Annotated in this window: 29 protein-coding genes and 1 riboswitch; of the genes, 12 read left to right on the top strand and 17 right to left on the bottom strand. The window is 64.2% G+C overall.

Annotated elements, in window-relative coordinates; genetic code table 11:
• Window positions 1-46: 46 nt before the first annotated feature.
• Window positions 47-1,675 (bottom strand): fatty-acid--CoA ligase, encoded by a 1,629-nt coding sequence (locus ACWAT4_RS30355; RefSeq protein WP_212297698.1) that lies wholly within the window; start codon window positions 1,673-1,675, stop codon window positions 47-49.
• Window positions 1,676-1,740: 65 nt separating this feature from the next.
• Here ACWAT4_RS30355 and ACWAT4_RS30350 point away from each other — a divergent pair, with 65 nt between their 5' ends.
• Window positions 1,741-2,844, top strand: coding sequence for an extensin family protein (locus ACWAT4_RS30350; protein WP_449728755.1), 1,104 nt, complete (start codon window positions 1,741-1,743; stop codon window positions 2,842-2,844).
• Between the two features lie 37 nt (window positions 2,845-2,881).
• Here the strand turns inward: ACWAT4_RS30350 and ACWAT4_RS30345 are convergent, their stop codons facing one another.
• On the bottom strand, window positions 2,882-3,562 hold the full coding sequence (locus ACWAT4_RS30345; RefSeq protein WP_212297700.1) for a L,D-transpeptidase: 681 nt from the start codon (window positions 3,560-3,562) through the stop codon (window positions 2,882-2,884).
• A 336-nt stretch (window positions 3,563-3,898) separates the two neighbouring features.
• Here ACWAT4_RS30345 and ACWAT4_RS30340 point away from each other — a divergent pair, with 336 nt between their 5' ends.
• Together ACWAT4_RS30340 and ACWAT4_RS30335 are read left to right on the top strand one after the other, a co-directional pair.
• The gene (locus ACWAT4_RS30340) at window positions 3,899-4,876 is read left to right on the top strand and encodes a magnesium transporter CorA family protein (protein WP_449728754.1); all 978 of its coding nucleotides are present in this window, start codon (window positions 3,899-3,901) and stop codon (window positions 4,874-4,876) included.
• A gap of 207 nt (window positions 4,877-5,083) precedes the next feature.
• Complete coding sequence (locus tag ACWAT4_RS30335) at window positions 5,084-5,317, top strand: hypothetical protein (RefSeq protein ID WP_449728752.1); 234 nt, start codon at window positions 5,084-5,086, stop codon at window positions 5,315-5,317.
• Window positions 5,318-5,400: 83 nt separating this feature from the next.
• On the opposite strand, the gene ACWAT4_RS30330 is transcribed toward ACWAT4_RS30335, so the two are convergent.
• Genes ACWAT4_RS30330 through pdxH form a run of 3 tightly spaced genes read right to left on the bottom strand, consistent with a single transcriptional unit; the run spans window position 5,401 to window position 7,631 of the window.
• Window positions 5,401-6,171, bottom strand: coding sequence for a class I SAM-dependent methyltransferase (locus ACWAT4_RS30330; RefSeq protein ID WP_449728751.1), 771 nt, complete (start codon window positions 6,169-6,171; stop codon window positions 5,401-5,403).
• 27 nt (window positions 6,172-6,198) lie between these two features.
• Window positions 6,199-6,951 (bottom strand): SDR family NAD(P)-dependent oxidoreductase, encoded by a 753-nt coding sequence (locus ACWAT4_RS30325; RefSeq protein WP_212297704.1) that lies wholly within the window; start codon window positions 6,949-6,951, stop codon window positions 6,199-6,201.
• A 38-nt stretch (window positions 6,952-6,989) separates the two neighbouring features.
• A complete protein-coding gene (gene pdxH, locus ACWAT4_RS30320; protein WP_212297705.1) occupies window positions 6,990-7,631 on the bottom strand; it encodes a pyridoxamine 5'-phosphate oxidase in 642 nt (213 codons plus the stop codon).
• A gap of 113 nt (window positions 7,632-7,744) precedes the next feature.
• Between pdxH and ACWAT4_RS30315 the strand changes: the two genes are divergently transcribed.
• Window positions 7,745-8,152 carry an RT0821/Lpp0805 family surface protein gene (locus tag ACWAT4_RS30315; RefSeq protein ID WP_212297706.1) on the top strand — a complete coding sequence of 136 codons (408 nt, stop codon included), beginning with the start codon at window positions 7,745-7,747 and terminating at the stop codon, window positions 8,150-8,152.
• A gap of 109 nt (window positions 8,153-8,261) precedes the next feature.
• Entirely contained in the window at window positions 8,262-9,221 is a 960-nt protein-coding gene (locus tag ACWAT4_RS30310; RefSeq protein WP_449728750.1) for a DnaJ C-terminal domain-containing protein, read from the top strand.
• Window positions 9,222-9,570: 349 nt separating this feature from the next.
• Here the strand turns inward: ACWAT4_RS30310 and ACWAT4_RS30305 are convergent, their stop codons facing one another.
• The gene (locus ACWAT4_RS30305; protein WP_449728749.1) at window positions 9,571-10,344 is read right to left on the bottom strand and encodes an anti-sigma factor family protein; all 774 of its coding nucleotides are present in this window, start codon (window positions 10,342-10,344) and stop codon (window positions 9,571-9,573) included.
• Between the two features lie 100 nt (window positions 10,345-10,444).
• Window positions 10,445-10,933 (bottom strand): sigma-70 family RNA polymerase sigma factor, encoded by a 489-nt coding sequence (locus tag ACWAT4_RS30300; protein WP_212297709.1) that lies wholly within the window; start codon window positions 10,931-10,933, stop codon window positions 10,445-10,447.
• 172 nt (window positions 10,934-11,105) lie between these two features.
• Between ACWAT4_RS30300 and fabI the strand changes: the two genes are divergently transcribed.
• The 4 genes from fabI to ACWAT4_RS30280 all read left to right on the top strand — a co-directional run bounded on the left by fabI (window position 11,106) and on the right by ACWAT4_RS30280 (window position 15,064).
• Window positions 11,106-11,939, top strand: a complete 834-nt coding sequence (gene fabI, locus ACWAT4_RS30295) for an enoyl-ACP reductase FabI (protein ID WP_212297710.1) — start codon at window positions 11,106-11,108, stop codon at window positions 11,937-11,939.
• Between the two features lie 12 nt (window positions 11,940-11,951).
• Entirely contained in the window at window positions 11,952-12,551 is a 600-nt protein-coding gene (locus ACWAT4_RS30290; RefSeq protein ID WP_212424795.1) for a histidine phosphatase family protein, read from the top strand.
• A 158-nt stretch (window positions 12,552-12,709) separates the two neighbouring features.
• A complete protein-coding gene (gene aroC, locus ACWAT4_RS30285; RefSeq protein ID WP_212424796.1) occupies window positions 12,710-13,798 on the top strand; it encodes a chorismate synthase in 1,089 nt (362 codons plus the stop codon).
• Window positions 13,799-13,873: 75 nt separating this feature from the next.
• A complete protein-coding gene (locus ACWAT4_RS30280; RefSeq protein WP_449728748.1) occupies window positions 13,874-15,064 on the top strand; it encodes an adenylate/guanylate cyclase domain-containing protein in 1,191 nt (396 codons plus the stop codon).
• 184 nt (window positions 15,065-15,248) lie between these two features.
• Here ACWAT4_RS30280 and clpS read toward each other — a convergent pair whose 3' ends face one another.
• From clpS to ACWAT4_RS30255, 5 genes are read right to left on the bottom strand one after another with little or no spacing between them, the layout of a single operon-like run.
• On the bottom strand, window positions 15,249-15,554 hold the full coding sequence (gene clpS, locus ACWAT4_RS30275; RefSeq protein ID WP_148752581.1) for an ATP-dependent Clp protease adapter ClpS: 306 nt from the start codon (window positions 15,552-15,554) through the stop codon (window positions 15,249-15,251).
• A 43-nt stretch (window positions 15,555-15,597) separates the two neighbouring features.
• Complete coding sequence (locus tag ACWAT4_RS30270; RefSeq protein ID WP_212297714.1) at window positions 15,598-15,939, bottom strand: DUF190 domain-containing protein; 342 nt, start codon at window positions 15,937-15,939, stop codon at window positions 15,598-15,600.
• 2 nt (window positions 15,940-15,941) lie between these two features.
• On the bottom strand, window positions 15,942-16,367 hold the full coding sequence (gene crcB, locus ACWAT4_RS30265; RefSeq protein WP_212424799.1) for a fluoride efflux transporter CrcB: 426 nt from the start codon (window positions 16,365-16,367) through the stop codon (window positions 15,942-15,944).
• A 6-nt stretch (window positions 16,368-16,373) separates the two neighbouring features.
• The gene (gene crcB / locus ACWAT4_RS30260) at window positions 16,374-16,763 is read right to left on the bottom strand and encodes a fluoride efflux transporter CrcB (RefSeq protein ID WP_433995236.1); all 390 of its coding nucleotides are present in this window, start codon (window positions 16,761-16,763) and stop codon (window positions 16,374-16,376) included.
• A 16-nt stretch (window positions 16,764-16,779) separates the two neighbouring features.
• Window positions 16,780-17,991 carry an MFS transporter gene (locus tag ACWAT4_RS30255; RefSeq protein WP_449728747.1) on the bottom strand — a complete coding sequence of 404 codons (1,212 nt, stop codon included), beginning with the start codon at window positions 17,989-17,991 and terminating at the stop codon, window positions 16,780-16,782.
• Window positions 17,992-18,117: 126 nt separating this feature from the next.
• Window positions 18,118-18,196, bottom strand: a riboswitch (Fluoride riboswitch).
• Between the two features lie 252 nt (window positions 18,197-18,448).
• Here ACWAT4_RS30255 and ACWAT4_RS30250 point away from each other — a divergent pair.
• Together ACWAT4_RS30250 and ACWAT4_RS30245 are read left to right on the top strand one after the other, a co-directional pair.
• The gene (locus ACWAT4_RS30250) at window positions 18,449-19,327 is read left to right on the top strand and encodes a DUF1194 domain-containing protein (RefSeq protein ID WP_212297716.1); all 879 of its coding nucleotides are present in this window, start codon (window positions 18,449-18,451) and stop codon (window positions 19,325-19,327) included.
• A 165-nt stretch (window positions 19,328-19,492) separates the two neighbouring features.
• Entirely contained in the window at window positions 19,493-20,128 is a 636-nt protein-coding gene (locus ACWAT4_RS30245) for a hypothetical protein (RefSeq protein ID WP_212297717.1), read from the top strand.
• 4 nt (window positions 20,129-20,132) lie between these two features.
• On the opposite strand, the gene ACWAT4_RS30240 is transcribed toward ACWAT4_RS30245, so the two are convergent.
• Window positions 20,133-20,411, bottom strand: a complete 279-nt coding sequence (locus tag ACWAT4_RS30240; protein ID WP_449728746.1) for a hypothetical protein — start codon at window positions 20,409-20,411, stop codon at window positions 20,133-20,135.
• A gap of 62 nt (window positions 20,412-20,473) precedes the next feature.
• Entirely contained in the window at window positions 20,474-21,532 is a 1,059-nt protein-coding gene (locus ACWAT4_RS30235) for a class I SAM-dependent methyltransferase (RefSeq protein WP_449728745.1), read from the bottom strand.
• Window positions 21,533-21,782: 250 nt separating this feature from the next.
• Between ACWAT4_RS30235 and ACWAT4_RS30230 the strand changes: the two genes are divergently transcribed.
• Window positions 21,783-22,373 carry a hypothetical protein gene (locus tag ACWAT4_RS30230; protein ID WP_449728744.1) on the top strand — a complete coding sequence of 197 codons (591 nt, stop codon included), beginning with the start codon at window positions 21,783-21,785 and terminating at the stop codon, window positions 22,371-22,373.
• On the opposite strand, the gene ACWAT4_RS30225 is transcribed toward ACWAT4_RS30230, so the two are convergent.
• From ACWAT4_RS30225 to ACWAT4_RS30215, 3 genes are read right to left on the bottom strand one after another with little or no spacing between them, the layout of a single operon-like run.
• Window positions 22,370-23,617, bottom strand: coding sequence for a class I SAM-dependent RNA methyltransferase (locus tag ACWAT4_RS30225; RefSeq protein ID WP_212424802.1), 1,248 nt, complete (start codon window positions 23,615-23,617; stop codon window positions 22,370-22,372). The two genes, ACWAT4_RS30230 and ACWAT4_RS30225, sit on opposite strands and share 4 nt — an antisense overlap.
• Complete coding sequence (locus tag ACWAT4_RS30220) at window positions 23,610-24,344, bottom strand: TlyA family RNA methyltransferase (protein WP_449728743.1); 735 nt, start codon at window positions 24,342-24,344, stop codon at window positions 23,610-23,612. The genes ACWAT4_RS30225 and ACWAT4_RS30220 overlap by 8 nt, the downstream gene beginning before the upstream one ends.
• A gap of 25 nt (window positions 24,345-24,369) precedes the next feature.
• Entirely contained in the window at window positions 24,370-24,924 is a 555-nt protein-coding gene (locus ACWAT4_RS30215; RefSeq protein ID WP_212424803.1) for a nucleoside 2-deoxyribosyltransferase, read from the bottom strand.
• Window positions 24,925-25,079 lie beyond the last annotated feature (155 nt).

Below are 25,079 nucleotides of genomic sequence, written 5' to 3'. Positions count from 1 at the left end.
CGGCCCCTTCGGGGGCCGCATTGCCGGTGCCGTTGTCGTGCCCCGCTTACGCCGCCGCGTTCGGGAAGCGATATTCCTTGAACTGATCGCGTAGCGCCGTCTTCAGGATCTTCCCGGTCGCAGTGTGCGGAATGCCGTCGACGAAGGCGACGTCGTCGGGCATCCACCATTTGGCAATCTTGCCGTCCATGTATTTCAGGATATCCTCGCGCGTAGCCTGCTGGCCCTGCTTGAGTTGCACAATCAACAAGGGACGCTCGTCCCATTTGGGGTGGAAGACGCCGATCACGGCGGCCTCGGCCACGGCTGGATGGCCGACCGCGAGGTTCTCGAGGTCGATCGAGGAAATCCACTCGCCGCCGGACTTGATCACGTCCTTGGAGCGGTCGGTGATCCGCATATAGCCGCCCTCGTCGATGGTCGCGACGTCACCGGTGTCGAAGAAGCCCTCCTCGTCGAGGATGTTGGCGTCGACCCGGTAATAGGCCTTGGCCACCGCGGGGCCCGAGACCTTGAGGCGGCCAAAAGTCTTGCCGTCCCAGGGCAGTTCCGTGCCGGCATCGTCGGTGATCTTCATTTCGACCGCGAAGGGGGCATAGCCCTGCATCTGCAGCACGTCGAGCCGCGTGTCGCCGGTCGCGTTCTGGAACGGCGGCTTCAGCGCCGAGACGCTGCCGATCGGGCTCATTTCGGTCATGCCCCAGGCGTGGCGGACGTTCGAGCCCATGTCGAGGAAGGCCTTGATCATCGAGCGCGGCATCGCCGAGCCGCCGCAGATCACCATCTTCAGGTCGGGCAGCTTCAGATTATTGGCGGTCATATGCTGGAGCAGCATCAGCCACACCGTCGGCACACCGGCGGTGTGCGTCACCTTCTCGGTGGCCAGCAGTTCGTAGACGGAGGCACCGTCGAGCTTGGGTCCGGGCATCACCAGCTTGGTGCCCTGCGACGGCGCGGAGAAGGCGATGCCCCAGCTGTTGGCATGGAACAGCGGAACCACCGGCAGCATTGTCTCGGAGGCGCTGGTGCCGAGCGCGTCGACATTGTTGGCCATCAGCGCGTGCAGCACGTTGGAGCGATGCGAATACAGCACACCCTTTGGATCGCCGGTCGTGCCGGATGTGTAGCACATCGCGGCCGCCGTGTTCTCGTCAAAGTCCTTCCATTTGAATTTGCCGTCGGCCTCGGCGATCCAGTCTTCGTAGGCGACGACGTTCTTCAACGTGGTCTCTGGCATATGCGCCTTGTCGGTGAGGATGACGTACCGTTCGACGCTCGGCAGCTTGTCGGCGAGCTTCTCCAGCACCGGCACGAAGGTGAGGTCGACCATCACGATGCGGTCCTGCGCATGGTTGATGATCCAGGCGATCTGCTCGGGGAAAAGCCGGGGATTGACGGTATGGCAGATGGCGCCGATGCCCATGATGCCGTACCAGACCTCGAGATGGCGCCAGGTGTTCCAGGCGATCGTGGCGATGCGGTCACCGAGCTTGATGCCGTCGCGCTCCAGCATCTGCGAGACCTTGAGCGCGCGCTTGTGGATTTCGGCATAGGTGGTGCGATGGATCGGTCCTTCGACCGAGCGCGTCACGACCTCCTGCTGGCCATGAATCTTGGCGGCGTGTTCGATGATCCGGTGGCAGAGCAGGGGCCAATCTTGCATCAAGCCGAGCATTCAGACGTTCCTCCAAGAAGTCGCTGGGCGCATTGTCGCTCTCAGCGCAGGGCCAAAGAATTGTCATGAGTTTTAGCCTGCCGGACTTTCGCCGCAAATGGCCTTGTCGCGGCAATATGTCCGCTGGCGCGGCAATGGTTACCGCTGGGCTCGGCCTGTCTCTCGTGCTGTTCGAGCCGGCCAATGCGCGAAACTATGCCGCGCCGTTCGATATCTTTGGGCTTGGTACGCCACGGCCGCACCGAAGCGTTCATGCCACCAAGATACCGCTACCAAAACCTCGCCCTGACGAGGCTCCCAAGGCAACGGAGGAGGCCGCGCCGGAGGCTGACGGCAAGCCTTCCCCGGACAAGCCCAGCGCCACCAAGCCGGTCGAGGCTGCGCCACCGCCGGAGAAGCAGCTCTCTGCGTGCCGCGTCGCGCTGACCGAGGAGATTGCGGTTGCGCCGTCCATTCCCGATATCCGCGGCCCCGGCGCCTGCGGCGGAGAGGATCTGGTGCGGCTGGAAGCGATCGTCCTGCCGGACAGGCGCAAGGTTGCGGTGAAGCCGGCGGCGATCCTTCGCTGCACCATGGCATCAGCGATCGCCGATTGGGTGCGCACCGACATGGTGCCGCTGGCCGCGAGCCTCGGCTCGACCATCACCGACCTCGACAATTTCGATAGTTTTGAGTGCCGCGGCCGTAATCGTGTCGTCGGAGCAATGTTGTCGGAGCACGGCAAGGCCAACGCACTCGACGTGCGCTCGCTCAAGCTCGCCAACGGGCAGTCGATCGGCCTCACCGACCGCACCCTGTCCCGCGACGTCCGCGAGCGCGTGCTGCACTCGGTCTGCTCGCGTTTCTCCACTGTGCTCGGCCCGGGGTCGGACTGGTACCACGAGGACCACATCCACCTTGATCTGGCGCAGCGGCGCAACGACTACCGGATTTGTCAGTGGAGCGTCTGGGATTCCTTGCCCCAGGTCGCGCCTCTGCTGCCGGCCGAGCGCCCCGAGGAGGCGCCGCCGCGTGAGGTTGCGGCCAAGTCGGAGGGCGCCAATGATGGGGGCAAGGATCGGAGCAGGGATGGAGCCGACGATCAGGAGAGCGCGAAACCTGGCGCACCGGCAGACAAGCCCGCAGCCGCTCCCGGTAAGAGTAAGCCGGCAACAAAAAAGCGCCGGTGAGACCGGCGCTTTTCAAAATCATCAGGCCAAAGCTTCTTCAGTAAGAAGAGGAGTTGCCGCCGCCCTGGAGCGCGAGGCGCGAATTGTAGGGCGAGTCGCCGTGCTTCGGCTCGAGCACCACGACAATGGTGCCGACCTTGACGCGGCTGTAGAGATCGATCGCGTCCTCGTTGGTCAGGCGGATACAGCCCGACGAAATCGAGGCGCCGATATATTCCGGCTGGTTGGTACCGTGAATCCGGAACAGCGTGTCCTTGCCACCCGAATAGAGGTACATCGCGCGCGAGCCCATCGGATTGTCCGGACCCGGGGCGACATAAGTCGGCACGCCGAGGCGCGAAATCTCGCCAGGGGTGGGGTGCCAGGCCGGCCATTCGGTCATGCTGCCGACCTTGGCGATGCCGGACCAGGCCATGGCTTCTTCGCCGACGGTGATGCCGTAGCGAATCGCCTTGCCGCCATCCATCACGTAATAAAGGTAGTGGTTGTCGGAATCGACCACGATGGAACCCGGTGATTCCTTGCGGTGATAGTCGACGATGGCGCGACGGAACGGCTCTGCCACCGGCGTATTCTCATACCGGATCTTGGCAAGGAGCTCCTTGTCCTTCGGCTTGAAATTCTGGGTGTTGGTGGCTTCGTAATGCGTGGCCTGCATGCAGCCCGACAGCATGAAGCCGGCAGCCAAAACCCCCAACATAACTTTCAGCGACGACATGGTTTGGTTCCAATCAAAACAATACCGCGCAGGTCTTGAGCGTAGCACCCAAGGCCTTCGACTCCGTTGCTTTCATTATCGTTGAAATCCGCCACAATTCCAGCGTTTAGGGGCTTATCCCGCGCTGCGAGACCCAACCTGTGGCTTTTTTGCCGCAAGATTTGCGCGCTTGGGCTGATTCTTTGGCGCGAAAAGCACAGTTGTCGATTCCGCGCCACAGTTAGGCCACGTCGCCGCCACAAATGCAAATGCTCCGTTAATGTGGTTGTCATCATGAACTTGTCAGAATCGCGCTAAGGGCTGTCATTCTGTCGCAGCCCCTTCTTGGAGTTGTTCATGTTTTCTGTGTTCGTTCCCTCCGAGTCCTCCCTGAAGAAGGCCGTTGTCGACGATCTCGCGGCGGTACCGGAGCACGCGATATGGGTCGACCTGGTCAATCCGACCGCGGCGGAGGACAAGGCCGTGGAGCGGCTGTTGGGGATCGCGATCCCGACCCGGGAGGATATGCAGGAGATCGAGATCTCCAGCCGCCTCTATATCGAGAACAGCGCCCGCTACATGACCGCGACGCTGATGTGCCAGTCCGACACCGACATGCCCCGGACGACGGCGGTGACCTTCATCCTCGGCGACCACCGCCTGGTGACGGTGCGCTACGACCAACCCAAGCCGTTCGCCCTGGTCGAAGCCAAGCTGGCCCGTTCCTGCACCCCCGCAATTACCGGCGAGATGGTGCTGATGGAACTCCTGGACGCCGTGATCGACCGCTGCGCCGACATTCTGGAACGCTGTGGCATGGAGATCGACCAGGTCTCGCACGACATTTTCGAGCCCGAGAGCGAGCGCCATGGCCATGCCAAGCAATACTCGCAGATCCTGATCTCGATCGGCCGCAAGGGCGATTTGACCTCCAAGGTTCGCGAGAGCCTGGTGTCGATCGGCCGCGTCGTCACCTTCCTATCGGCGGTGGTGGAGGGCGTGAAATGGTCGAAGGACATGCGCGAGCAGCTCAAGACCATGCAGCGCGACGTCGCCTCCTTGACCGACCACGCCTCCTACCTCTCCAGCAAGATCACCTTCGTGCTGGACGCCATGCTCGGCGTCGTCAATCTCGAGCAGAACAACATCATCAAGCTGTTTTCGGTCATGGCCGTTGTCCTGATGCCGCCGACGCTGATCGCCTCGATCTACGGCATGAACTTCAAGTCAATGCCGGAACTCGAATGGACGCACGGCTATCCGTTTGCGCTGGTGCTGATGGTGATCGCCGCCGTCGTCCCGTACTGGATCTTCAAGTTCAAGAAGTGGCTCTGAAACAGTCGCGCTCGTGGAAGATAGCTACCGAGACCTTACGCTGCTCGCACAGACAAGGCTGATGGTGTCGCAGAATAGATCGCCATTGCGGCTGCGCTGTGATGCGTGTGTCGTGCCCCAATTCCTCCGGTAAAATTTGAGCGGTGGGCTGAACGTTTGCGCGAAACTTGTCTGCGATAAACAACGGGTAAGCCGCGAGGAACAACCATGGTTGAAAAACACATAACGACGCCCCGCAACGTCATCGACCTGACGAGCTATCGTCAGATCGTGGCGAGCGGCAAGGCGCCGTCGTTGTCGGCTCGGATGTGCCGGCACTGTGGTGCTCCGCTGCTCGATGGCGAGAACGATGACGACTGCTCGACTGCATTCAACGCGGCCGCTCCAAGTGCTGCAACGTTGAGGCTGCGCGACCGGTCGCGCCGGATTCGCCTGGATTGAGGAGCGGAAGGAAGGGCGGGCGATCCAGTCTTGCGGCGGCGTTGTCTGGATCGCCTTGCTTTCCGCCTTCCGCGGAACGTCTCCTAGCGCTTCACGATCTGCGCCGTCGAGACGATGGTCTCGACGATCACGCCGTCGCGGCCGAAGGATGCCAGATGGTTCTCGACATCCCGCAGCAACGCCTCGACATCGTCGCCCAACGCTTCCGGGGAGGACGACGAGTAAGTGAGCGTGCGTTGCGCCAGATCCTGCATGTTGACAGTGTGCCTGGTCTCGACCGTGACGAGCTCGGTGGGTGCAAAGGCGCTGCCGCGAAAGAACGCGGAAAGGTCGCGATGAGTCCGCGCGCCTTGACCGGCTTCCTCCCAGAGCTTCGCGGGTGACCAGCGGCGGCGGATCTCGTTGTAGCCGTCGAGCCAGGGGTTGCGGCCGTCGGTGACCGAGAACGAGGCGCAGATCAGAACGACGCCGTCGCGTGCGACCAGCCCGTCGAGCCGCGCGAGCGTCGCATCGCGATCCATCCAATGCAGCGCACGGCCGATCGTGACGATGTCGAACGTACCGATATCGGGAGGAAGCGATTCTGCCTTGCCTTCGATCAGCGTGAGCGCTTGCCTCGCGCGCACGGCCGCCTGTCGCGCGGCCTCGATCATCGCGGTTTCGGGATCGACGCCGACGATACGGCCAACGTAGGGCGCAAAGCCGAGCGCGAGCAGCCCGGGGCCGGTGCCCAGATCGATCAGGGCGCATCGTTCGGTGAGGCCGAGCTTCTGCGCGACGTTGCGAAAGAACACGCCCGGGTAGGGCGGCCGCAAGTGCTCATAAGTTGACGCCGTGCTCGCAAACCGGCCCATGCGTCATCCTCAATGCGTCACCTGGCCCTAGACGTGCTGGCCGCCGTTGATGTGGATCTCGGCGCCGTTGACGTAAGAGCTGGTGTCCGTGCACAGCACATAGATGATCTTGGCCACTTCGTCCGGCGTGCCGAGCCGATGCATCGGAATCTGCTGTTCGACGATCTTCTCGGTACCCGGCGACAAGATCGAGGTGTCGATCTCGCCCGGCGCGATCGCGTTGACGCGCACGCCGACGCGACCGAAATCCGAGGCCATCTCGCGCGTCAGTGATGCGAGCGCGGCCTTCGAGGTGGCGTAGGCGGCGCCCGCGAAGGGATGCACGCGCGAGCCCGCGATCGAGGTGACGTTCACGACCGATCCCTTGGCCGCCTTCAGCTCCGAGATTAAGCCGCGGGCGATCATGATCGGCGCGAAGAAGTTGACGTGGAAGACGTGCGTCCAGGTGTCGAGGTCGGTATCGACCGAGCCGAGCCTGGAGCCACCCGGGCCCTTGGGCGAGATCGCGGCGTTGTTGACCAGCGCGTGCAACGTGCCGCCTTCGAGGCGGTTGCGGATTTCGGAGATTGCCCGCGAAGTGTCCTGGGGATCGCCGAGGTCGACCTGGATGTGATCTTCGGGGCCCGCGTCCCACGGGCAATCCTCCGGGAAGGGATGCCGCGAGCAGGTGATGACGCGCCAGCCGGCCGACGAGAAGCGGATGACGGTGGCGTGGCCGATGCCGCGGCTCGCTCCGGTCAGGAGCAGCGTGCGGCGCGGCGCATTGGACGAATGCGGCATGGACATCTTTCAGGTCGGCCCAAAGATCGAGAGAAGGCTCAGGGGTACATCCGCGTCTTGGACCATGGCTGGCCGGCCGCGTCACGGCGAAATTCGATGCGGTCGTGCAGGCGGAATGGGCGGTCGTGCCAGAACTCGATCCGCGAGGGTGTGATGCGCCAGCCGCTCCAGCCCGGCGGCCGCGGCACGTCGCCGATGACGTGCTTGGCCGCGACCTTTGCGATGGCCTGCTCGAAGGCGAATCGGCTTTCGAGCGGCTGTGACTGCTTGCTGGCCCAGGCGCCGATCTGCGCCTGCTTCGGTCGCGTCGCGAAATAGGCATCAGCCTCGACATCGGTCACCGGCGTCACGTTGCCGCGGACGCGGACCTGACGGCGCAGCGACTTCCAATGAAAAAGTAAAGCCGCCTTAGGATTTGCGGCGAGTTCGCGGCCCTTCTGGCTGGCGATGTGGCTGTAGAAGACAAAACCCTCGGTATCGAAGCCTTTCATCAGCACCATGCGCACGTCGGGCAGGCCTTCCGGATCGACGGTTGCGAGCGCCATGGCGTTGGGATCGTTGGGCTCGCTCTTGATTGCCTCGTTCAGCCAGGCCTCGAACAGCGCAAAAGGCTCGTCGGCTGCAGTGAAATCACCGGATGTTAAGGGTGTCTGGTGTTTCATCGAGGTCGTGTCGGTCATGTCTGGAGTCCGAATTGCGTCCCGCGGCCCAAAGCGCGCTGTTGTCTGCTCTCGCTCTATATAGGGCATGGGGACGCGTTGGCCTATCGGCGATGCGGCCCTCGAGCATTGCCATGACGATGATTTTGATCGGGCTCGGCGCCGGCGGCTGCAGCATGTCCCGCACGGACACCAACGCCTACGCCAAGGCCGACGACAACGACCTCACCGGCTCGATCGCACAGCCGGCAAAGGGCGGACCTCCAACCGAGACCGATCTCGCCTTCGCCCGCAACGCGGCGTCCGACGTGCTGAGCAGGGGCGACAAGGATGCCAGTCAGCACTGGGAGAATCCGGAAACCGGCGCGCGCGGCTCGGTGACGCCGATCGCGCAATCCTACGCCGCCGAGGATGGCCGCAAGTGCCGCGATTTCCTCGCGAGCTACGTCAACGGGACGACCGAAAGCTGGCTCCAGGGCGCCGGCTGCCAAAGCGGCCGTGGCCGTTGGGAGATTCATACGCTAAAGCCGTGGCGGAGCTAGGATTCGGTTAGCCTGGCTAGTTGCAAAAATGCCACGCCGACCCCACATGGATCGCAGGTGGGGCGGGGAGCCCTTTGAACAATTTGAATTCTTGAAGGAGACGTGACGGATGCGCGACCCCTATGAGGTCTTGGGGGTGCCGCGGAGCGCTAACGCTGCCGCGATCAAGAGCGCCTATCGCAAGCTGGCCAAGAAGCATCATCCCGACAGCAACAAGGGTGATCCCAAGGCCGCCGAGCGCTTCTCCGAGATCAATTCGGCCAACGAGATCATCGGCGACGAGGACAAGCGCAAGCAGTTCGATCGCGGCGAGATCGACGCCGAGGGCAAGCCGCGCTTCCAGGGCTTTCCCGGCGGCGGCGGGCCGCGCGGTCGCGCGGGTCCCGGCGGGTTCGAGAGCTACAGCTTTCGTGGCGGTGGCGCAGGCCCCGGCCAGGGCGCGGGCGCATTTGAGGACATTCTCAACAGCATGTTCGGCGGGGCGCGCGGCGCGCGGCCGGGTGCCGGCGGTGCTCAGTTTGAATTCGACACCGGTGGGATCGGGCTCGATCTCGATGTCAACGTCGCCATGTCGGTCTCGCTGGAAGAATCGGTCAAGGGCGGCGAGAAGCGCGTCCGGCTGCCGAATGGCAAGGAGCTCAACGTCAAGATTCCGGCGGGTGTCATCGAAGGCCAGCAGATCCGGCTGCGGGGCCAGGGTGAAACAGCCCAAGGCCATCCGCCTGGGGATCTCCTGATCACCATCAGCATCGCGCCGCATCCCTTCTTCAAGATAGAGGGTGCGGACTTGCGGATCGATCTCCCGGTCACGCTTTATGAGGCTGTGCTCGGCGGCAAGGTTCGCGTGCCCACGCTTGGCAATGCCGTGGAACTCTCGGTCCCGAAAAACACCTCCAGCGGCCGAACCTTCCGCCTCAAAGGTAAGGGCTTGCCAAAATCTGGTGGAACCGGGGATCTCTTCGTCACCATCAGGATTATGCTACCGGACGGGAACGACGCCGAGCTTGAAGCATTGATGCAGAAGTGGCGGGACCAGCACCCCTACAATCCACGTAGCGGGCTCGGTTAGGGCGAGATCGAACTGAAGGGGGTCCTCCTAAAGGCCTAGAGCATCGTCCGGGAGATGATGCTCATCATATGCCTGAGGCGTGGTAGCGCTTCATGGGCTGGACGTGTCGACTGTCCGGCGGGGCAGCCGATAAAAAGGTGCGGCCTCGAGAGGGGGACCAGCGCGGTACCAAAAACCCCAATCGAGGCCGCCCGCGTCGATCGGCGGATCGAACGCTGCTCATATTCGCGTGAGCACCCGGTGCGATAATGAGACGCACACATGTCTTGATTCCAGATTTTCAATGACGGAATCGAGGCACCGCGCTGTTTGAAGGACGCCCAGCAAAGCTTGGGCTATGCGCGGTTGCTTAGCTGCCGTTTTTCTCGGCTTGGTCGTAGACCGCCTGCGCCACCTTGGTCAGGCGATCGCGGTCGGCGCCGCCGCCGCTGACGACGTAGCCGACACCGCGCTCGGCCCAGAACAGCGCCCCGTCCTTCTCCGTGTTTGCGTACCGCATTTGCGTCGCACCACTCTCGGTCTTGGCGGTGTAGATCGTATACCGCTCGCCCGAGGCGCCCTCATACATCAGAAACGAGGCCGGGCCGTTCGGTCCCGGCAAAAGCCGGCCGCCGACCAGCTTCAGCCCACTTCCTTCCAGATTGGGGGCGAACACCGTCCAGCCGCAGCGCCTGGTCAGCCAAGCCTGCAGATGGTCGCGCTCGTTGCCGCCGACCTCGACGGGATGGCGGACCTCGACGACATAGAGGCGGTGGGCGTCGAGCGCATCCGTCGTAAAGTTCTGGAAGGTCGAGGGAGCGTTGGCGGCGCCATGCGCCACCCAACCGGCCGTGCCGCCGGCGATGAAGGCGACCAGCGTAGCCGCAACCGCACCGTAGAGCCATTGCCGCGGACGGCGCTCCAGCCGTTCGAGCTCCAGCCGCGCCGGCACCGGCTCCTGAGCGACGCTGTCGTAGCGGGCGTGCAGCATTTCGGCCATGGCACGCCAGGACCGAACCCGCTCGGCATCGTCAGGGTGGGCTGCAAGCCACGCCTCGACGTCGGCGCCGCGCTCAGCCGGCAGCTCGCCGTCGACATAGGCGTGGAGCTCGTCCTCAGTCACTGAAATTCTCTGGTCGTTCATATCGGTCGTCTCTGGCTCTGCGGCCCAAAATATCGGTTCAAGGGCGTTGCTTCTCGCTCCGTGCGGCGGACGCGGCGTGCGCGCTGCATCAATCCTGCCATCATTTCACCCGCCTGAGCGCAGGGCGCTCACCCTCCAGCGACGCTTTAACGTGTGCGCGGGCGCGCGCCAGGCGGGACATGACGGTGCCGATCGGCACGCCCTGGATATCGGCGACCTCGCGGTAGCTCATGCCTTCCAGCATCACCAGCAGCAGCACCGAGCGTTGCTCCTCGACCAGCGTCGAGAGTGCCCGTTCGATGTCGCGTCCTTCGGCCTCCGTGCCACTGGCATCCGGATTGTTCTCAGTCAGCTGCATGAATTGCGGCCGTCTTGCCAGCGAGCGCCGCCGGTTCTTGTTGAGGTTGGTCAGGATCGTGTAGAGCCAGCTCCTGACGTCGCCTCCCAGAAACAACCGCTCCGAACGCAACGCACGCACCAGCGTGTCCTGCACCAGATCGTCGGCCGCATCCGCATCGCGCGTGAGCGCGCGGGCGTAGCGGCGCAACGCCGGGATCATGGCCTCTACGCTCTGTCGAAACGCATTCATTGCCGTGCTGACGTCCTTCACATCAGGCGCGAGCGCCCATAGCGATCATAACACCCGAATGGAACGGCTATTCCGGCGCAGGAAACAGCGTTAACGCCGCGTATTAGGACTGTACCGCAGGGGAGGGCTGGTGTACCTCCAGACCTTAACGAGAGCTACAGGACGTGAGCAAATGGCGCAGAATTCAGGTCTGATGCAAGGACTGATGCAGGGCAAGCGCGGGGTGATCCTCGGCGTCGCCAACAACCGCTCGATCGCCTGGGGCATCGCCAAGGCATGCCAGGCGGCAGGCGCCGAGATCGCGCTCACCTACCAGGGCGATGCGCTGAAGAAGCGGGTCGAGCCGCTCGCCGCCGAGCTCGGCGCGCTCATGCTCGGCCATTGCGACGTCACCGATGCTTCGACCATCGATGCGGTGTTCGACGTGCTGAAGGAGAAGTGGGGCAAGATCGATTTCGTCGTGCACGCGATCGCGTTTGCCGACAAGGATCAGCTCGAGGGCCGCTACGTCGACACCACTGCGGACAATTTCTCCAAGTCGATGCTGATCTCCTGCTACTCGCTGACTGCGATCGCGCAGCGCGCCGAGAAGCTGATGACCGACGGCGGTTCGATCGTCACGCTGAGCTATTACGGCTCCGAGAAGTGGATGCCGAACTACAACGTCATGGGCGTTGCCAAGGCGGCGCTGGAGGCCAGCGTGCGCTATCTGGCCGCCGATCTCGGCGAGAAGGCAATCCGCGTCAACGCGATCTCGGCGGGACCGATCAAGACGCTGGCATTCGCCGGCATCGCCGATTCACGCCTCCTGCTGAAATACAACGAGCTCAACGCGCCGCTGCGGCGTAACGTGACGATCGAGGAGGTCGGTGACAGCGCACTGTATTTCCTCTCCGACCTGGGGCGTGGCGTCACCGGCGAAGTGCATCACGTCGATGCCGGCTACCACGTGCTCGGCATGAAGCGGCCCGACGCGCCGGATGTCTCGCTCGGCGGGAAAGACTAGTCATCACCTGGAATGCCCGTGCCCACGATCTACTATCTTCGCCACGGCGAGACCGAGTGGAATGCGCTCGGCAGGCTCCAGGGCACCAAGGACATTCCGCTGAACGCGCGCGGCCGCGGCCAGGCGGTGCAGGCAGGCCTCATCCTCGCCGATCTCCTCAAGCGCGACGGGCGCGACAAGGCGGCGCTGCCCTATGTGTCGAGCCCGCTCGGCCGTGCACGCCAGACCATGGAGCTGGCGCGCGGCAAGCTAGAACTGCCGATCGCGGATTATGCGCTGGACGACCGCCTGCGGGAGATCGGCTATGGCGTCTGGGAAGGGCTGACGCTGGCCGAGAGCGAGGCGAAGGATCCCGAGATCTATGCCAGGCGTCTTGCCGACAAATGGTCGGTGGGGCCCGCGGGCGCGGAGACCTATGCCGACGTCCAGGTTCGTGTGCGCGCCTGGTATGACGAGCTTCGGACCGACACCGTCGCGGTCGCCCATGGCGGCACCTGCCGGGCGCTAATGGTCTCGCTCGGCCTGGAGACGCCGCTCAGCGCCGCCGAGCTCTATATCGAGCAGGGCGCGGTTTACGTGTTCCGCGACGGCCGGCTGGACAAGTATAGCTAGGCTCACTCACCGTCATTCCGGGGCGGTGCGCAGCACCGAACCCGGAATCTCGAGATTCCGGGTCTGGTCCCTCGGACCATCCCGGAATGACAGTGCATGGGTTTGACCCCCGGCCCCCCGCGCGTTACCACACGCCGGAACCAAGCCAGCGAGCAGCAATGTCCTTCAACACCTTCGGCCACATGTTCCGCGTCACCACCTTCGGCGAGAGCCACGGCGTGGCGATTGGCTGCGTGGTCGACGGCTGCCCGCCGATGATCCCGCTCACCGAGGCCGACATCCAGCTGGATCTCGACCGCCGCAAGCCGGGCCAGTCGCGCTTCACCACCCAGCGACAGGAGCCGGATCAGGTCAAGATCCTGTCCGGCGTGATGGCGCATCCCGAGACCGGCGTGCAGGTGACGACGGGCACGCCGATCGGGCTCCTGATCGAGAACACCGACCAGCGCTCGAAGGACTATTCCGAGATCAAGGACAAGTTTCGTCCGGGCCATGCCGACTTCACCTATGAGGCAAAGTACGGCCTGCGCGACTATCGCGGTGGCGGCCGCTCCTCGGCGCGCGAGACCGCGATGCGCGTCGCCGCCGGCGCGATCGCACGAAAGGTGCTGCCCGACGTCAAGGTGCGCGGCGCGCTGGTGCAGATCGGCCCGCACAAGATCGACCGCGCGAAGTGGGACTGGGACGAGATTGCGAAAAATCCGTTCTTCTGTCCGGACAAGGACAAGGCCGCGTTCTTCGAGACCTATCTCGACGGCATCCGCAAGAGCGGCTCCTCGATCGGCGCTGTGCTCGAAATCGTCGCCGAGGGCGTGCCGGCCGGACTCGGCGCCCCGATCTACGCCAAACTCGATTCCGATCTGGCCGGCGCCATGATGACTATCAACGCCGTGAAGGGCGTCGAGATCGGCGCCGGTTTCGGCGCGGCGGAGCTCACCGGTGAAGAGAACGCCGACGAGATGCGCACCGGCAATGACGGCACGCGCTTCCTGTCCAACCACGCTGGCGGCGTTCTGGGCGGCATCTCCACGGGACAGCCGATCGTGGTGCGTTTCGCGGTGAAGCCGACCTCGTCGATCCTCCAGCCGCGTCTCACCGTCGATCGCAAGGGCGCCGACACCGAGATCTTCACCAAGGGCCGCCACGATCCCTGCGTCGGCATCCGCGCCGTCCCCGTCGGCGAAGCCATGATGGCCTGTGTGTTGGCCGACCACTTCCTGCGCGACCGCGGACAGGTGGGGCGCTAACCCGACGTCTTCATGTCACGGTACTAGCCCACCGCGCAGCTTGACGATTCCACAACTTCATCGGCAAATGCGGGCATGGACAGCTCCGGGCTCCAACATGTCTTGAATTGGCTGATCGACGGGGCGAGGACCTCGGGGACCTCGGCCGACATGATCGCCGCTGTCTGTGAACAGCTGGTCGACGCCGGCCTGCCGCTGTCGCGCTTCGGTCTCTTCATCCGCACGCTGCATCCGGAAATCTTCGGCCGCAACTTCATCTGGCGGCAGGGCCAGAAGGTCGAGATGGGCACCGTCGATTTCGATATCCTGGATTCACCCGAATTCGCGCAGAGCCCGCTTCGTATCGTGTTCGAACAGGGGACCGAGGTGCGCGGCCGCATGGACGATCCCGACAGCAGGCGGTTTCCGTTCCTCGACGACATGCGCGCCGAAGGCGTGACCGACTACATCGCGGTGCCGATGCCGTTTCTCGATGGCTCGATTCATGCCACGAGTTGGGTCACGCGCCAACCCGGCGGTTTCAGCGACGACGACGTCGCGGCGATCAGGATGATCATGGCGCCGCTCGCGCGCGTCAACGAGATCGTCAGCCTGCGCCGCACCGCCGAGATGCTGCTCGACACCTATGTCGGCAACCGCGCCGGCGCGCGCATCCTCGGCGGCCAGATCCGCCGCGGCCACAACGACACCATGCAGGCCGCGATCTGGCTGTCGGATCTGCGCGGCTTCACCGCGTTGTCGGACCGGCTGCCCGCCGAGACGGTGGTCGAGATCCTCAACCATTATTTCGATTGCCAGGTCACGGCGATCCGCGGCCATGGCGGCGAGGTGCTGAAATTCATGGGCGACGGATTGCTCGCGGTGTTCCCGATCGATGAATATATCGGCGATGCCGCGCATGTCTGCACGCGCGTGCTGGAAGCCGCGCGCGAATCCCGCGCCAGCGTCGAGGCGCTCGCCTTTCCGGTCGGCGACGTCATCGAGCGCTTCCGCTTCGGCGTCGCGCTGCATGTCGGCAATATCCTCTACGGCAATATCGGCGGCGGCAACCGGCTCGACTTCACCTGCATCGGCCCGGCCGTCAATCTCGCAGCCCGGCTGGAGAAGATCGCAGGCCGCCTGGGGCGGACCGTCGTGGTGTCCGAGGGCTTTGCAAATGTCTGCCGCGAGGGCTGGCGCGAACTCGGCGACTTTCCAATCGCGGGATTTTCCAAGGCCCAGCGCGTCTACGGGCTGGCCGAGGAGACGCCAGCGGTAATGGCGTGAAGCAGCGGGCTCACTCATGACCGTCGAATTCCGCCAGATCGGGCTCGCCGACGCAGACGCCTTCCGTGCGGCCGTCGACGTCGTCGCCCGCGAGCGTAAATACATCGCGCTTGTGGAGGCGACGGCATCTGCCACGACGAAATCATCATGGCACGGCTCTAGGATCAACTCGAGGCCGCGCGGCCTATTCCTCCGGCTCCGTCGTGAACAGCAGCGGATAGCCCTTGGTACGGGCGGCGTCGGTGGCACGCGTCGCCTTGGTTTCGGCGACGTCCTTGGTGAAGACGGCGACGACGCAGGCGCCGAGCTTGTGTGCGGTGATCATCACCTTGTAGGCCTGATCCTCGGTCATGCGGAACTCGGCCTTCAGGATCATGGTGACGAACTCACGCGGGGTGTAGTCGTCGTTGATCAGGATGACCTTGTGCAGCTTCGGCCGCTCGACCTTGGTTCTGGTCCTGGTTTTCGGCGTGGTGACGGTGTCGTTCATTCCGCCTCCTGGACACGGCGGGTCGGGTTCCCAGCCGGAGCGATCAGCTCACGGTCTTCGTACCATATTGCAGGACCTGTACCTTCTCCAAGGTGATCAGGCCGCTCGACATCATGCCGTCCAGGATGGGCAGGAATGCGTTGATGTTGTCCTCGCTGTCGACGATTTCGATCAACAGCGGCAGGTCTTCCGAGAGCCGCAGGATCTTCGAGGTGTGCAGCCGGCTCGACTTGCCGAAGCCCATCGGGCCGCGCAGCACGGTGGCCCCTGCAAGGTGCCGTTCGCGTGCCGTCATCACGATTGCTTCGTAGAGCGGCTTGCCGTCGTAATGGTCGCTCTCGCCGATGAAGATCCGCAGCGAAACGGCCTGATTGGGGATCTGCATGGTCAACTCCTGGTCAGACGGTTGTAGCGGCTCGCGATCATATGCCCTGCCCATACCGACGCCAGCCAGCAGGCGACGGACGCCGCGACATAGGCGAGCGCGGTATATTTCATGCCGCCGTGAAACAGGCGGAAAGTCTCCAGGCTAAAGGTCGAGAAGGTGGTGTAGCCGCCGCAGAAGCCGGTCATGACAAACTGCCGGTGCTCTGGGCGCGCCAGTATGCGGCCGTCGGGGCCGGTCAGCGTTGCGTAGAAGCCGATGATCAGCGAGCCCGTCGCATTGATGAATAACGTCGCGAAGGGAAAGCCAGGACCGGTATCGAGGGCGAGTCCGACCAGATAACGCGTCAGCCCGCCGACGATGCTGCCGGCGGCAACCCAGGCATAGAGCATCGCCGTGCGCCAGCGATCCGCAGAGGGGGAGGTCATCTGCCGCTAGCCTCCCAGACGGTCCGCAAGGAGGAAGCCGCAGCTCACAGCGGCGAGGCACAGTCCGACGGAGAACGCGACATTGCCGAGTGCGTGCACCGGCTCACCGTTACGGGCGAGTGTCAGCGTTTGCAGGCTGAACGAGGACACTGTGGTGTAGCAGCCGAGGAAGCCCGTCACCGCGAACAGCCACGGATTGGGCGCGGCGAACGCGGAGCCGGGATGGGTCGCGAGCGCGCCGAAGATGCCGATCAGGAAGGCGCCGGTGACGTTGATGGTCATGGTGCCCCAGGGAAACGTCTCGCCCAGCCGCCGCGCGATCGCGCCGGAGATGAAATAGCGGGCACAGCCTCCCAGCACGCTGCCGACGATGATTGCGATTGCCCCGCTCAGCACGATGAACAGCTCCCCATCATCCCTTGTCCTCCGCCGTCAAGCCGTTGCCGATGGCGAGCAGTCCCACGAGCGCAGCCAGTGCAAAGCCGAGCCCGGCGAGGAACGTTCCCGCCGGACCATAGGCGTCCCACAGGGCGCCGGCGATGACGCTCGCCGCCAGCATCCCAAGGCCCGTGAAGAGATTGAAATAGCCGAACGCGGTGCCGCGCAGGCTTGACGGTGCGGTATCTGCGACCAGGGCCGAGAGCAAGCCTTGGGTCAGTCCCATATGCAGCCCCCACAGCACGACGCCGAGCGCGAGGCCGGACAGACTCGGCAGCAGCGCGAGAGCAAGATCGGCGCCGGCGAGAACGATGAGGCCGAGGGCGAGCAGGGCTGTCCGGTTGATCCGGTCCGACAGCGCGCCGGCCGGATAGGCCGAGAGCGCGTAGATGATGTTCATCAGCACCAGCACCGCCGGCACCCACATCGCATTGAGGCCGATGTTCTGGGCGCGCAGGATCAGAAAGGCCTCGCTGAAACGGGCGAGCGTGAAGACCACGCCGATTGCGACCACGCGCCAGTACACGGAGCCGAGCTGCCGCATCGCGGTGGCGTTGAGCGGGTTCTTCGCACGCGTCCGGTCCGGATCCGGCTCCGGCTCGTGGACTGCGAACGTGATCAGCCCGAAGGACAGGAACGCCGGTACCACGGCGACCCAGAACACGGCGACAAAATGATCCGCCGTCCACCACATCAGGCCGATCGCGACGAGTGGTCCGACGAAGGCGCCGATCGTGTCGAGCGACTGCCGCAGGCCAAAGCTCGCGCCGCGCAAGCCGGCCGGCGAGATGTCGGCGATCAGTGCATCGCGCGGCGCGCCGCGAATGCCCTTGCCGACGCGATCGATGAAGCGCGCCGCGACCAGCCAGCCGACGCTGGGGGCGAGCGGGAACAGCGGCTTGGTCAGGGCGGCGAGGCCATAGCCGAGGGCGGCGAGCAGCTTGCGCCGGCCTAGCCAGTCCGACAATGCGCCGGAGAAGATCTTGGTGATCGCGGCGGTTGCCTCTGCGATGCCTTCGATGAAGCCGACGGTGAGCGTCGAGGCACCGAGCACGGTGACCAGATACACCGGCAGCAGCGCGTGGATCATCTCCGAAGAGACGTCCATCAGCATCGAGACGAAGCCGAGCACCCAGATCCCACTGGGCAGCTTGGTGCGTGCGGCAGCATTCGGTGTGGTCGTCACGTCGTCGCCTTCACGTCCTGGACATCCTCTTGGCTTTCCTCCTGGCCTTCGCTTTCAGGCAACAAAAAACCCGCCATCGGCGGGTTGGTCCATGCTCCCGCCAAAGGCAGAGGCCGAATTGCCTCTCCTCGAGCAGGAGTCATCAGCCCACCACAGTCATTCGACCGCCGGGCGGTTGTCGGGGGACTCCATCCCCATCTGTGCGGTCAACCTAGCATGGAAATCGGCGGGAACAAGTGGGTGGGGCGTGCTGTCCCGCCGCTTGAATGCGTGGGGACGCAAGCGTGGCGACATCGCGGCGGTTTCGCGCTGGCGTACGACAACCCAACTCGCAAACCTTGAACCTGCAAATCTCTACCCTGCAAATCTCTAACCGGAATGTGAAGCGCAAGCGATCTTCGTGCTTTGCGGCAGGGAGTTTGCATGTCACCATCGCGTCATACGACGGGAGGCTGCGATGCGCTTGCTGTTCTCGATCGGGGCTGTGCTGGTGGCCGGCGTGCTTGCCGGAGGGGACGTCGCGGGCATTGCGGCACCAAGTCCTAAATTTGAACCGCCGAAATTTGAACCGTCACGACATCAACCGCAGCGGCTGGCGGCCGACAATGATGCGCAGTCGGTCGATGTCGAGCTGGTCCTCGCGGTCGACGTCTCCTACTCCATGGACATGGACGAGCTCGCGATCCAGCGCGAGGGGTACGCGCAGGCAATCCAGTCAAAGGATTTCTTGCAGGCGCTGAAGGCCGGTCCCAACGGCAGGATCGCGGTGACCTATTTCGAATGGGCTGCGTCCTCCGACCAGAAAATCATCATCCCCTGGCGCCTCATCGACGGACCGGAGACGGCGGACGCGGTCTCGGCCGAGATCATGAAGACGCCGATCCGTCGGGCTTCGCGTACCTCGATCTCCGGTGCGATCGGATTTGCGATGCCGCTGTTCGATGAAAATCCCTATCGCGGGCTTCGTCGCGTCATCGATATTTCCGGCGACGGTCCCAACAACAACGGCGGCCCGGTCACCCTGGCGCGCGATGCCGCGCTCGAGAAGGGCATCGTCATCAACGGCCTGCCGATCATGGTCAAGGAGCCGTCCTATTCGACCATGGATATCGACAATCTCGACTACTACTACGAGGATTGCGTCATTGGCGGTCCCGGCTCCTTCGTGATCCCGATCAAGGATCGCGAGAAGTTCAAGGAGGCGATCCGCACCAAGCTGCTGATGGAAGTCGCCGGCCGCACACCCGAGCGTCCGGTGGTGCGCGTGGCGGACAAGGAGCCGCGTGTGAGCTGCACGATCGGCGAGAAGATCTGGTCGGATCGCTGGGGCCGATGACGGCCAAGCCCGGCGAGACCATTTACCTCATCGTGTCAGGCGCTTGAAATTAACCGCTCGTTAACTGTGGCGTGGTCCTAATCGATATGTGTCTGAATGTGTCTGACGGCGCCTGCCGTTGCGCGAAAGCAGGCGAATTCGCCGGGCCATTCACCGAGCAAGCTCATGGCCATCGTCACGCAAAGCACAAGCCAGATATCCCCCGCCAATGAGCGGATGTATCACCAAAGCGCTCTGCTCGGTGAGTGGAAGGGCAATTGGGCGGGCAACAACCAGCCGGTCGGCTTCAAGGTCGTCAACATCCGTGGCAGCCGCGCCCAGGTGGAGTACACCCACAATGGGCACACCGAACGTGGTTTTGCCCAGGTCAGCGGCGCGCTTATCACGTTCGGTTCTGTCACGGTCGGCACCAAGGACGGCAAGAACCTCGTGCTCTTGTTCTCCGCGGGCGGCGCCGGCAAGCAGACCGCGACGCTCGAGAAGCAGGCGCCGCCAGCCTCCGACAGCCGGCTCATGGGAAGCTGGGGCGGCTATTCCAGCGACAACGGCAAGAGCGCGAGCTTCAAGGTGCTCTCCGTCAACGGCAATGAAGCGCAGGTCAGCGTTACCACCGACGGCACGACCCGGCAGGGCACCGGCATCGTCTACAAGAACGTCATCATGTTCGGACAGGCGCAGATCGCGACGGACGACGGACAGAACGGCAAAGTCATCTACCAGGTTGGCACCAAGTCCTTCATGGTCCCGGTGACGAAATATCCGCCGGCCGACTCGTCGTCCTCGGTGGATAGGACGGCGTAGCCGCTTACACGCGCCTTGCGTTCGACTGCGTCAACGCCCGCAATTCCCAGTCGATCTCCCGCGACTTGTCACAAGCGGACGCAAGGGCGTCGTTGCCGAATAGCCGCCAGATTTCGTCTACCCGCTCGGCCAGATGCGGAAGTGTCAGCGGCAGGTGCGCCGCTTCCTGCAGCGCTCCCTTTTCATTGATGAGATAGCGCTCGTTCAGCGCGAACAGGATCTGCGCGGCGCAGGATCGCGATTGTGGTATGCGCGACTTCGACGCGGTCGATGCTGACGGCAATCAGCTTCGGCATGGGAACGGACGCCGCGACCTGACTTATCGGCCGCGGCGCCCGGTGAAGATCAGATCCGTGCCTCCAGGATGAGGTTGAACGGTGTTTCCGCGGCACGACGGAAGCGCGACAAGCCGCCTTCGCTCGCGACCTTGCGCAGCCTTGCCTCGCCGGCTTGCGCGCCGAGCGCGAGGCCCACCTCCTGATCGAGCGAGGCTGGCGTGCAGATCATGGTCGATGCTGCGTAATAGACGCGTCCAACCGGATTGAGATTATCTTCCAGGCGGTCGCCCGCGAACGGCTCGACCAGCATGCAGGTGCCATCCTTCGCCATGCTCTGACGCACGTGGTTGATGGCGCCGACGGGATCGCCCATGTCGTGCAGACAATCGAAGAAGCAGACAAGATCATAACCCTCGGCCGGATAGGTCTTGGCGGAGTGAACCGCGAAACTCACGCGATCGCCGAGCTTGGCCTCGGCTGCCGCCTTGCGGGCCGCCTCGATAGAGCCCTCGTGATAGTCGAAGCCATAAAAGCGTGAATTCGGGAAGGCCTCCGCCATCAGCCGCGTCGAGACGCCGTGGCCGCAGCCGACGTCGGCGACCTTGGCACCGCGCTTCAGCTTATCGACGACACCGTCGAGCGCAGGCAGCCACTCTTGCACCAGATGATGCATATAGCCCGTGCGGAAGAAACGGGCAGTGCCACAGAACAGGCATTCGCTGCGCCGGTTCCAGCCGACGCCCTTGCCGGACTTGAAGGCGTCCGTGATCTTCGGCTCGTCTAGAAACGCTGCGGCAATGACGTTGCCGACCGCGCCGAGAAAGACCGGGCTGTCCGCATCGGCGAGCGCCATCGCTTGCTCCGGCAGCATCGAGAATTTTCCTGAACCGGCATCGTATTCGACGTAGCCGGATGCCGCCTGGCTCGACAGCCACTCGCGGACATAGCGTTCCGTCGTTCCGGTGGCCTTTGCCAGCTCGGCGGAGTTCATCGGCCCCTTGGCGGCGAGGGCGCGGTAGAGGCCGAGCTTGTCGCCCAGGAGGAGGAGCGATGCGTTCATCGCTGCCCCGACCTCGGTGATCATCTTGCCCATAAAAGCGTTCAACCTGTCGGAATTGACCTCCATGACAGCCTCCATCCAATGTCAGGCATTTTCAAAGGTCTGCGCAGTGTTCGGACCGCGCCAGGCCTTTTGCGGTCAAAAACCGCGGCCTGAACTTGCGCGTCCTCTCAATGGGTCAATCCGCCACGGAGGAGGTTCAACGCGTCAGACGGAGGCGATCTGGGAACCGGATGGCGCGGCCGGCGGCATCGCATCGCTGGTATTGGGGCGAGCTCCGGCGTATGATTTGCGCACTATCCTGACGGTCACCTGAATGCTCAGCCTTCTACGCTCCTGCGGTCTCGCAACTCTCTTGGCGGTGTTTTGCCTCGGCGCAACGCCGGCTCATGCGCAAGTCGCGCCCCTGCGATATTGGATTCCGGGCGGGGCCTTCGGTTATGGCGGGAGCGCCGATAGCTCTGGCAACTTTTCCAGCCTCAATGCCGGCGATGCCAACGGCGGCTACGATTTCCGGCCCGGCTTCTTTGTCGGAAGCCAAAGCGGCAATCTCGGTCTGACCGGTTTCAGCCAGGCAGCATCGGCTGGAAACTTCAGCGCGCTCTCCTATGACAGCACGCAGTTCGGCTACAACATGAAGACTGCGGGCGGCTCGCCCGTGACCTTCTTTGCCGGCTTCGACACGCTGAAATACGGCAACGGCATCGGCAGCTCGGTTGCGCCGCTGACCTCGGCCGCCGGGCCCGGCTACGGCGCGTTTGGGGGCGTCGAATTCAAGCCGACCTCCAACCTCAGCCTGTCGTTCGGGGCCGGGTTCACCCAGCGGGACTCGGGCCGCATGGACAGCGATATCAGGTCGAACATGCTGCCTGGCGAGTCGCCAGCGCTTGGGGCTCTGCGGCGTTAGCGCGTGAGCCGCGCCACCAATTCCACATGCGGCGTGTGGCGGAACTGGTCGACGGGCACAACGCTCTCGATCTTGTAACCGCCATCGATCAGCAGCCGCGCGTCGCGCGCGAAGGTGGCGACGTTGCAAGAGACTGCGATGATGACCGGCACTTTGCTCGCAGCGAGCTTCAGCGCCTGCGCCTGTGCGCCCTGGCGCGGCGGATCGAATACGACCGCGTCGAAGTCGCGCAGTTCCGGCGGCACCAGCGGCCGGCGGAACAGATCGCGCGGCTCGGCCTTGATCGGCTTCAGCCCCGGCGTCCGTGCGGCCTTCGCGAGCGCGGCGATTGCGCCGGCGTCGTTGTCAAAGGCGGTGACGCGCGCCCTTTCGGCCAGCCTGAGCGCGAACGGGCCGACACCGCAGAAGAGGTCGAGAACCTCCTTGGCCTTGCCGACGCGTTCGGCAACGAGTGCGGCCAGCGTCTCCTCGCCGGCGACAGTTGCCTGCAGGAACGAGCCCGGTGGCAGCGTCACGTCCGCACGGCCCATCTTTACCGTCGGCGGCAAGCGTTGCAGCACCAGTTCGCCGTGACGCGTCAGCCGCGCCAGGCGATGCTGCTCGGCAACGCGCGAGAGCGCCGTGACCAGTGGCGTCGGCAGCGGGCCGGAGCCGCGCACGTCGACATCGAGGCCGTTGGTGGTCGCGGTGACCTGGATATCGAGCGGCTTCGTCACCGCCATCTTCGACGTCAGCGGCTCGGCAATCGCCCATGCCGCATCGAGCGCGCCTTCGAGCGCGGGATCGAGGATTGGGCAGCGATCGATCGGAATGACATCGTGCGAGCTGGTTGCCGAGAAGCCGACCTTCAGGATGTCATGTGTGCCGAACCTCCCGTGCAGCGTGACGCGCCGGCGGCCCGCACCATGGGCATCGACCAGCGGCGCGACGTCGCACGCGATGCCGGCCTGCGCCAGCGTCTCGACCACGATGTTGCGTTTCCAGGCATGATAGGGCTCCGCCGCCCAGTGCTGGATCGCGCAGCCGCCGCACACTCCGAAATGCGGGCAGAACGGCGCGACGCGTTCAGGGCTTGCGAGATCGACCGCCAGCAGCTTGCGGCGGTCGGGATGATGGCCGGCGACATGATCGACCTCGACGGTTTCGCCGCCGAGCGTGTAGGGCACGTAGACCGCATCGCCGGTCGTGAGCGAGACGCCGTCGCCGCGATGGCCGACATGATCGATCGTGACGCGCTCAACCACGGTGCGCACCCAGGAAGAATTCGATATTGCCGTCGCCGCCGGCAATCGAGGACGGAAACACCTCGATGTCAGTGCAGCCGAGCGACGCGGCAAAGGCTGCGATGTCGTCGCAGATCTCCTGATGCACGGCAGCGTCGCGGACGATGCCTTTTTTGTTGTGCTTCCGTTCGGCCTCGAACTGCGGCTTGATCAGGGCCAGCAGGCTCATGGGCGCGGCGGCCAGCGACAGCGCCACCGGCAGCACTGTCTTGAGCGAGATGAAGCTGACGTCGATGACGACGACATCGGGCCGCGCCGGCAGCCGCTTGCCCTCGTAGCTGCGGATGTCGGTCTCTTCCATCGACACGATCTTGGGATGACCGCGCAGCGAGGCATGCAGCTGGCTGGTGCCGACATCGATGGCGAACACCAGGCTGGCGCCGTTGGCCAGCAGCACCTCCGTGAACCCGCCGGTGGAAGCGCCGACGTCGAGGCAGACATGATCCTCGATCTCGATCGGGTAGCGCTCCAGCGCGCCGGCGAGCTTGACGCCGCCGCGTGAGACGTAGGGGTGCGCCGGCTCGGCCTGAATCACCGCGTCCTCGGCGATCGTCTCCGAGGGCTTGGCGACCTGCCTGTCGTCAGCCCTGACGAGGCCGGCCTCGATCGCCGCGCGCGCCCGCGCCCGGCTCTCGAACAGGCCGCGCTCGACCAGCAGAACATCCGCGCGCTTGCGGGCAGGGGGCATCAATCTCTCCGGAGCGACTAAAGCGCTATGTAGCGATCAATCGCGCGGCCGCCATCCGGACGCAAGTCTCGAACGCGGCGAGATCGTGCCAGACATCGACCGGCTGCTTTGCCGGCGTCACCAGTGGGCAGCCATGCAGCTCCAGCGCATGGATCATCATGAGATTGTCGACGAGGCCAAAATCCTCGACCGTCAGCCCCTGCGCGTCGACCAGCCGCCCCTCCTCGGAGGTGACATGCATGGAGCGGCCGACACGGTCGGCATAGGTGGTGCCATCGTTGGAATAGGCCAGGCAGAACTTGCGGCGGCCGGCCATGTAGCCCAGTTCGTAGACCGTGCCGGGATCGGCGCCGGCGCCGCGGAACGGCGTGAGATTGGCGATGATGGCGTCGGCCCCGTCCATCATGGCCTCGTTGCCGCAAAAAATCTGGCGCGAGGCGTCGGGCGCGGCGAGGTCGATCGCGTTGTCGAGGGGGTAGAGGCCGGTCAGGCCGTGATCAGCGCAGATCGCGGCCTTGCGCCGGCCGATCTCAACCGCATCCGGCAGGAACACATCGGGGCCTGCCAGATAGATTTTCATGGGACTACCGATCGAGGAGGCAGCGATTTGCTACGGCATCGGCGGTGCGAAACCTCTCCCGAAGGGAGAGGTCGCGCCGAAGGTGCGGGTGAGGGGTTACGCTCTCGCGTGAGACCTGAACCCCTCACCCGGATCGCTGCGCGACATAGCCGAGG

This window comes from Bradyrhizobium sp. T-1 (assembly GCF_053592855.1).
This window is presented reverse-complemented; position numbering and strand designations above follow the sequence as displayed.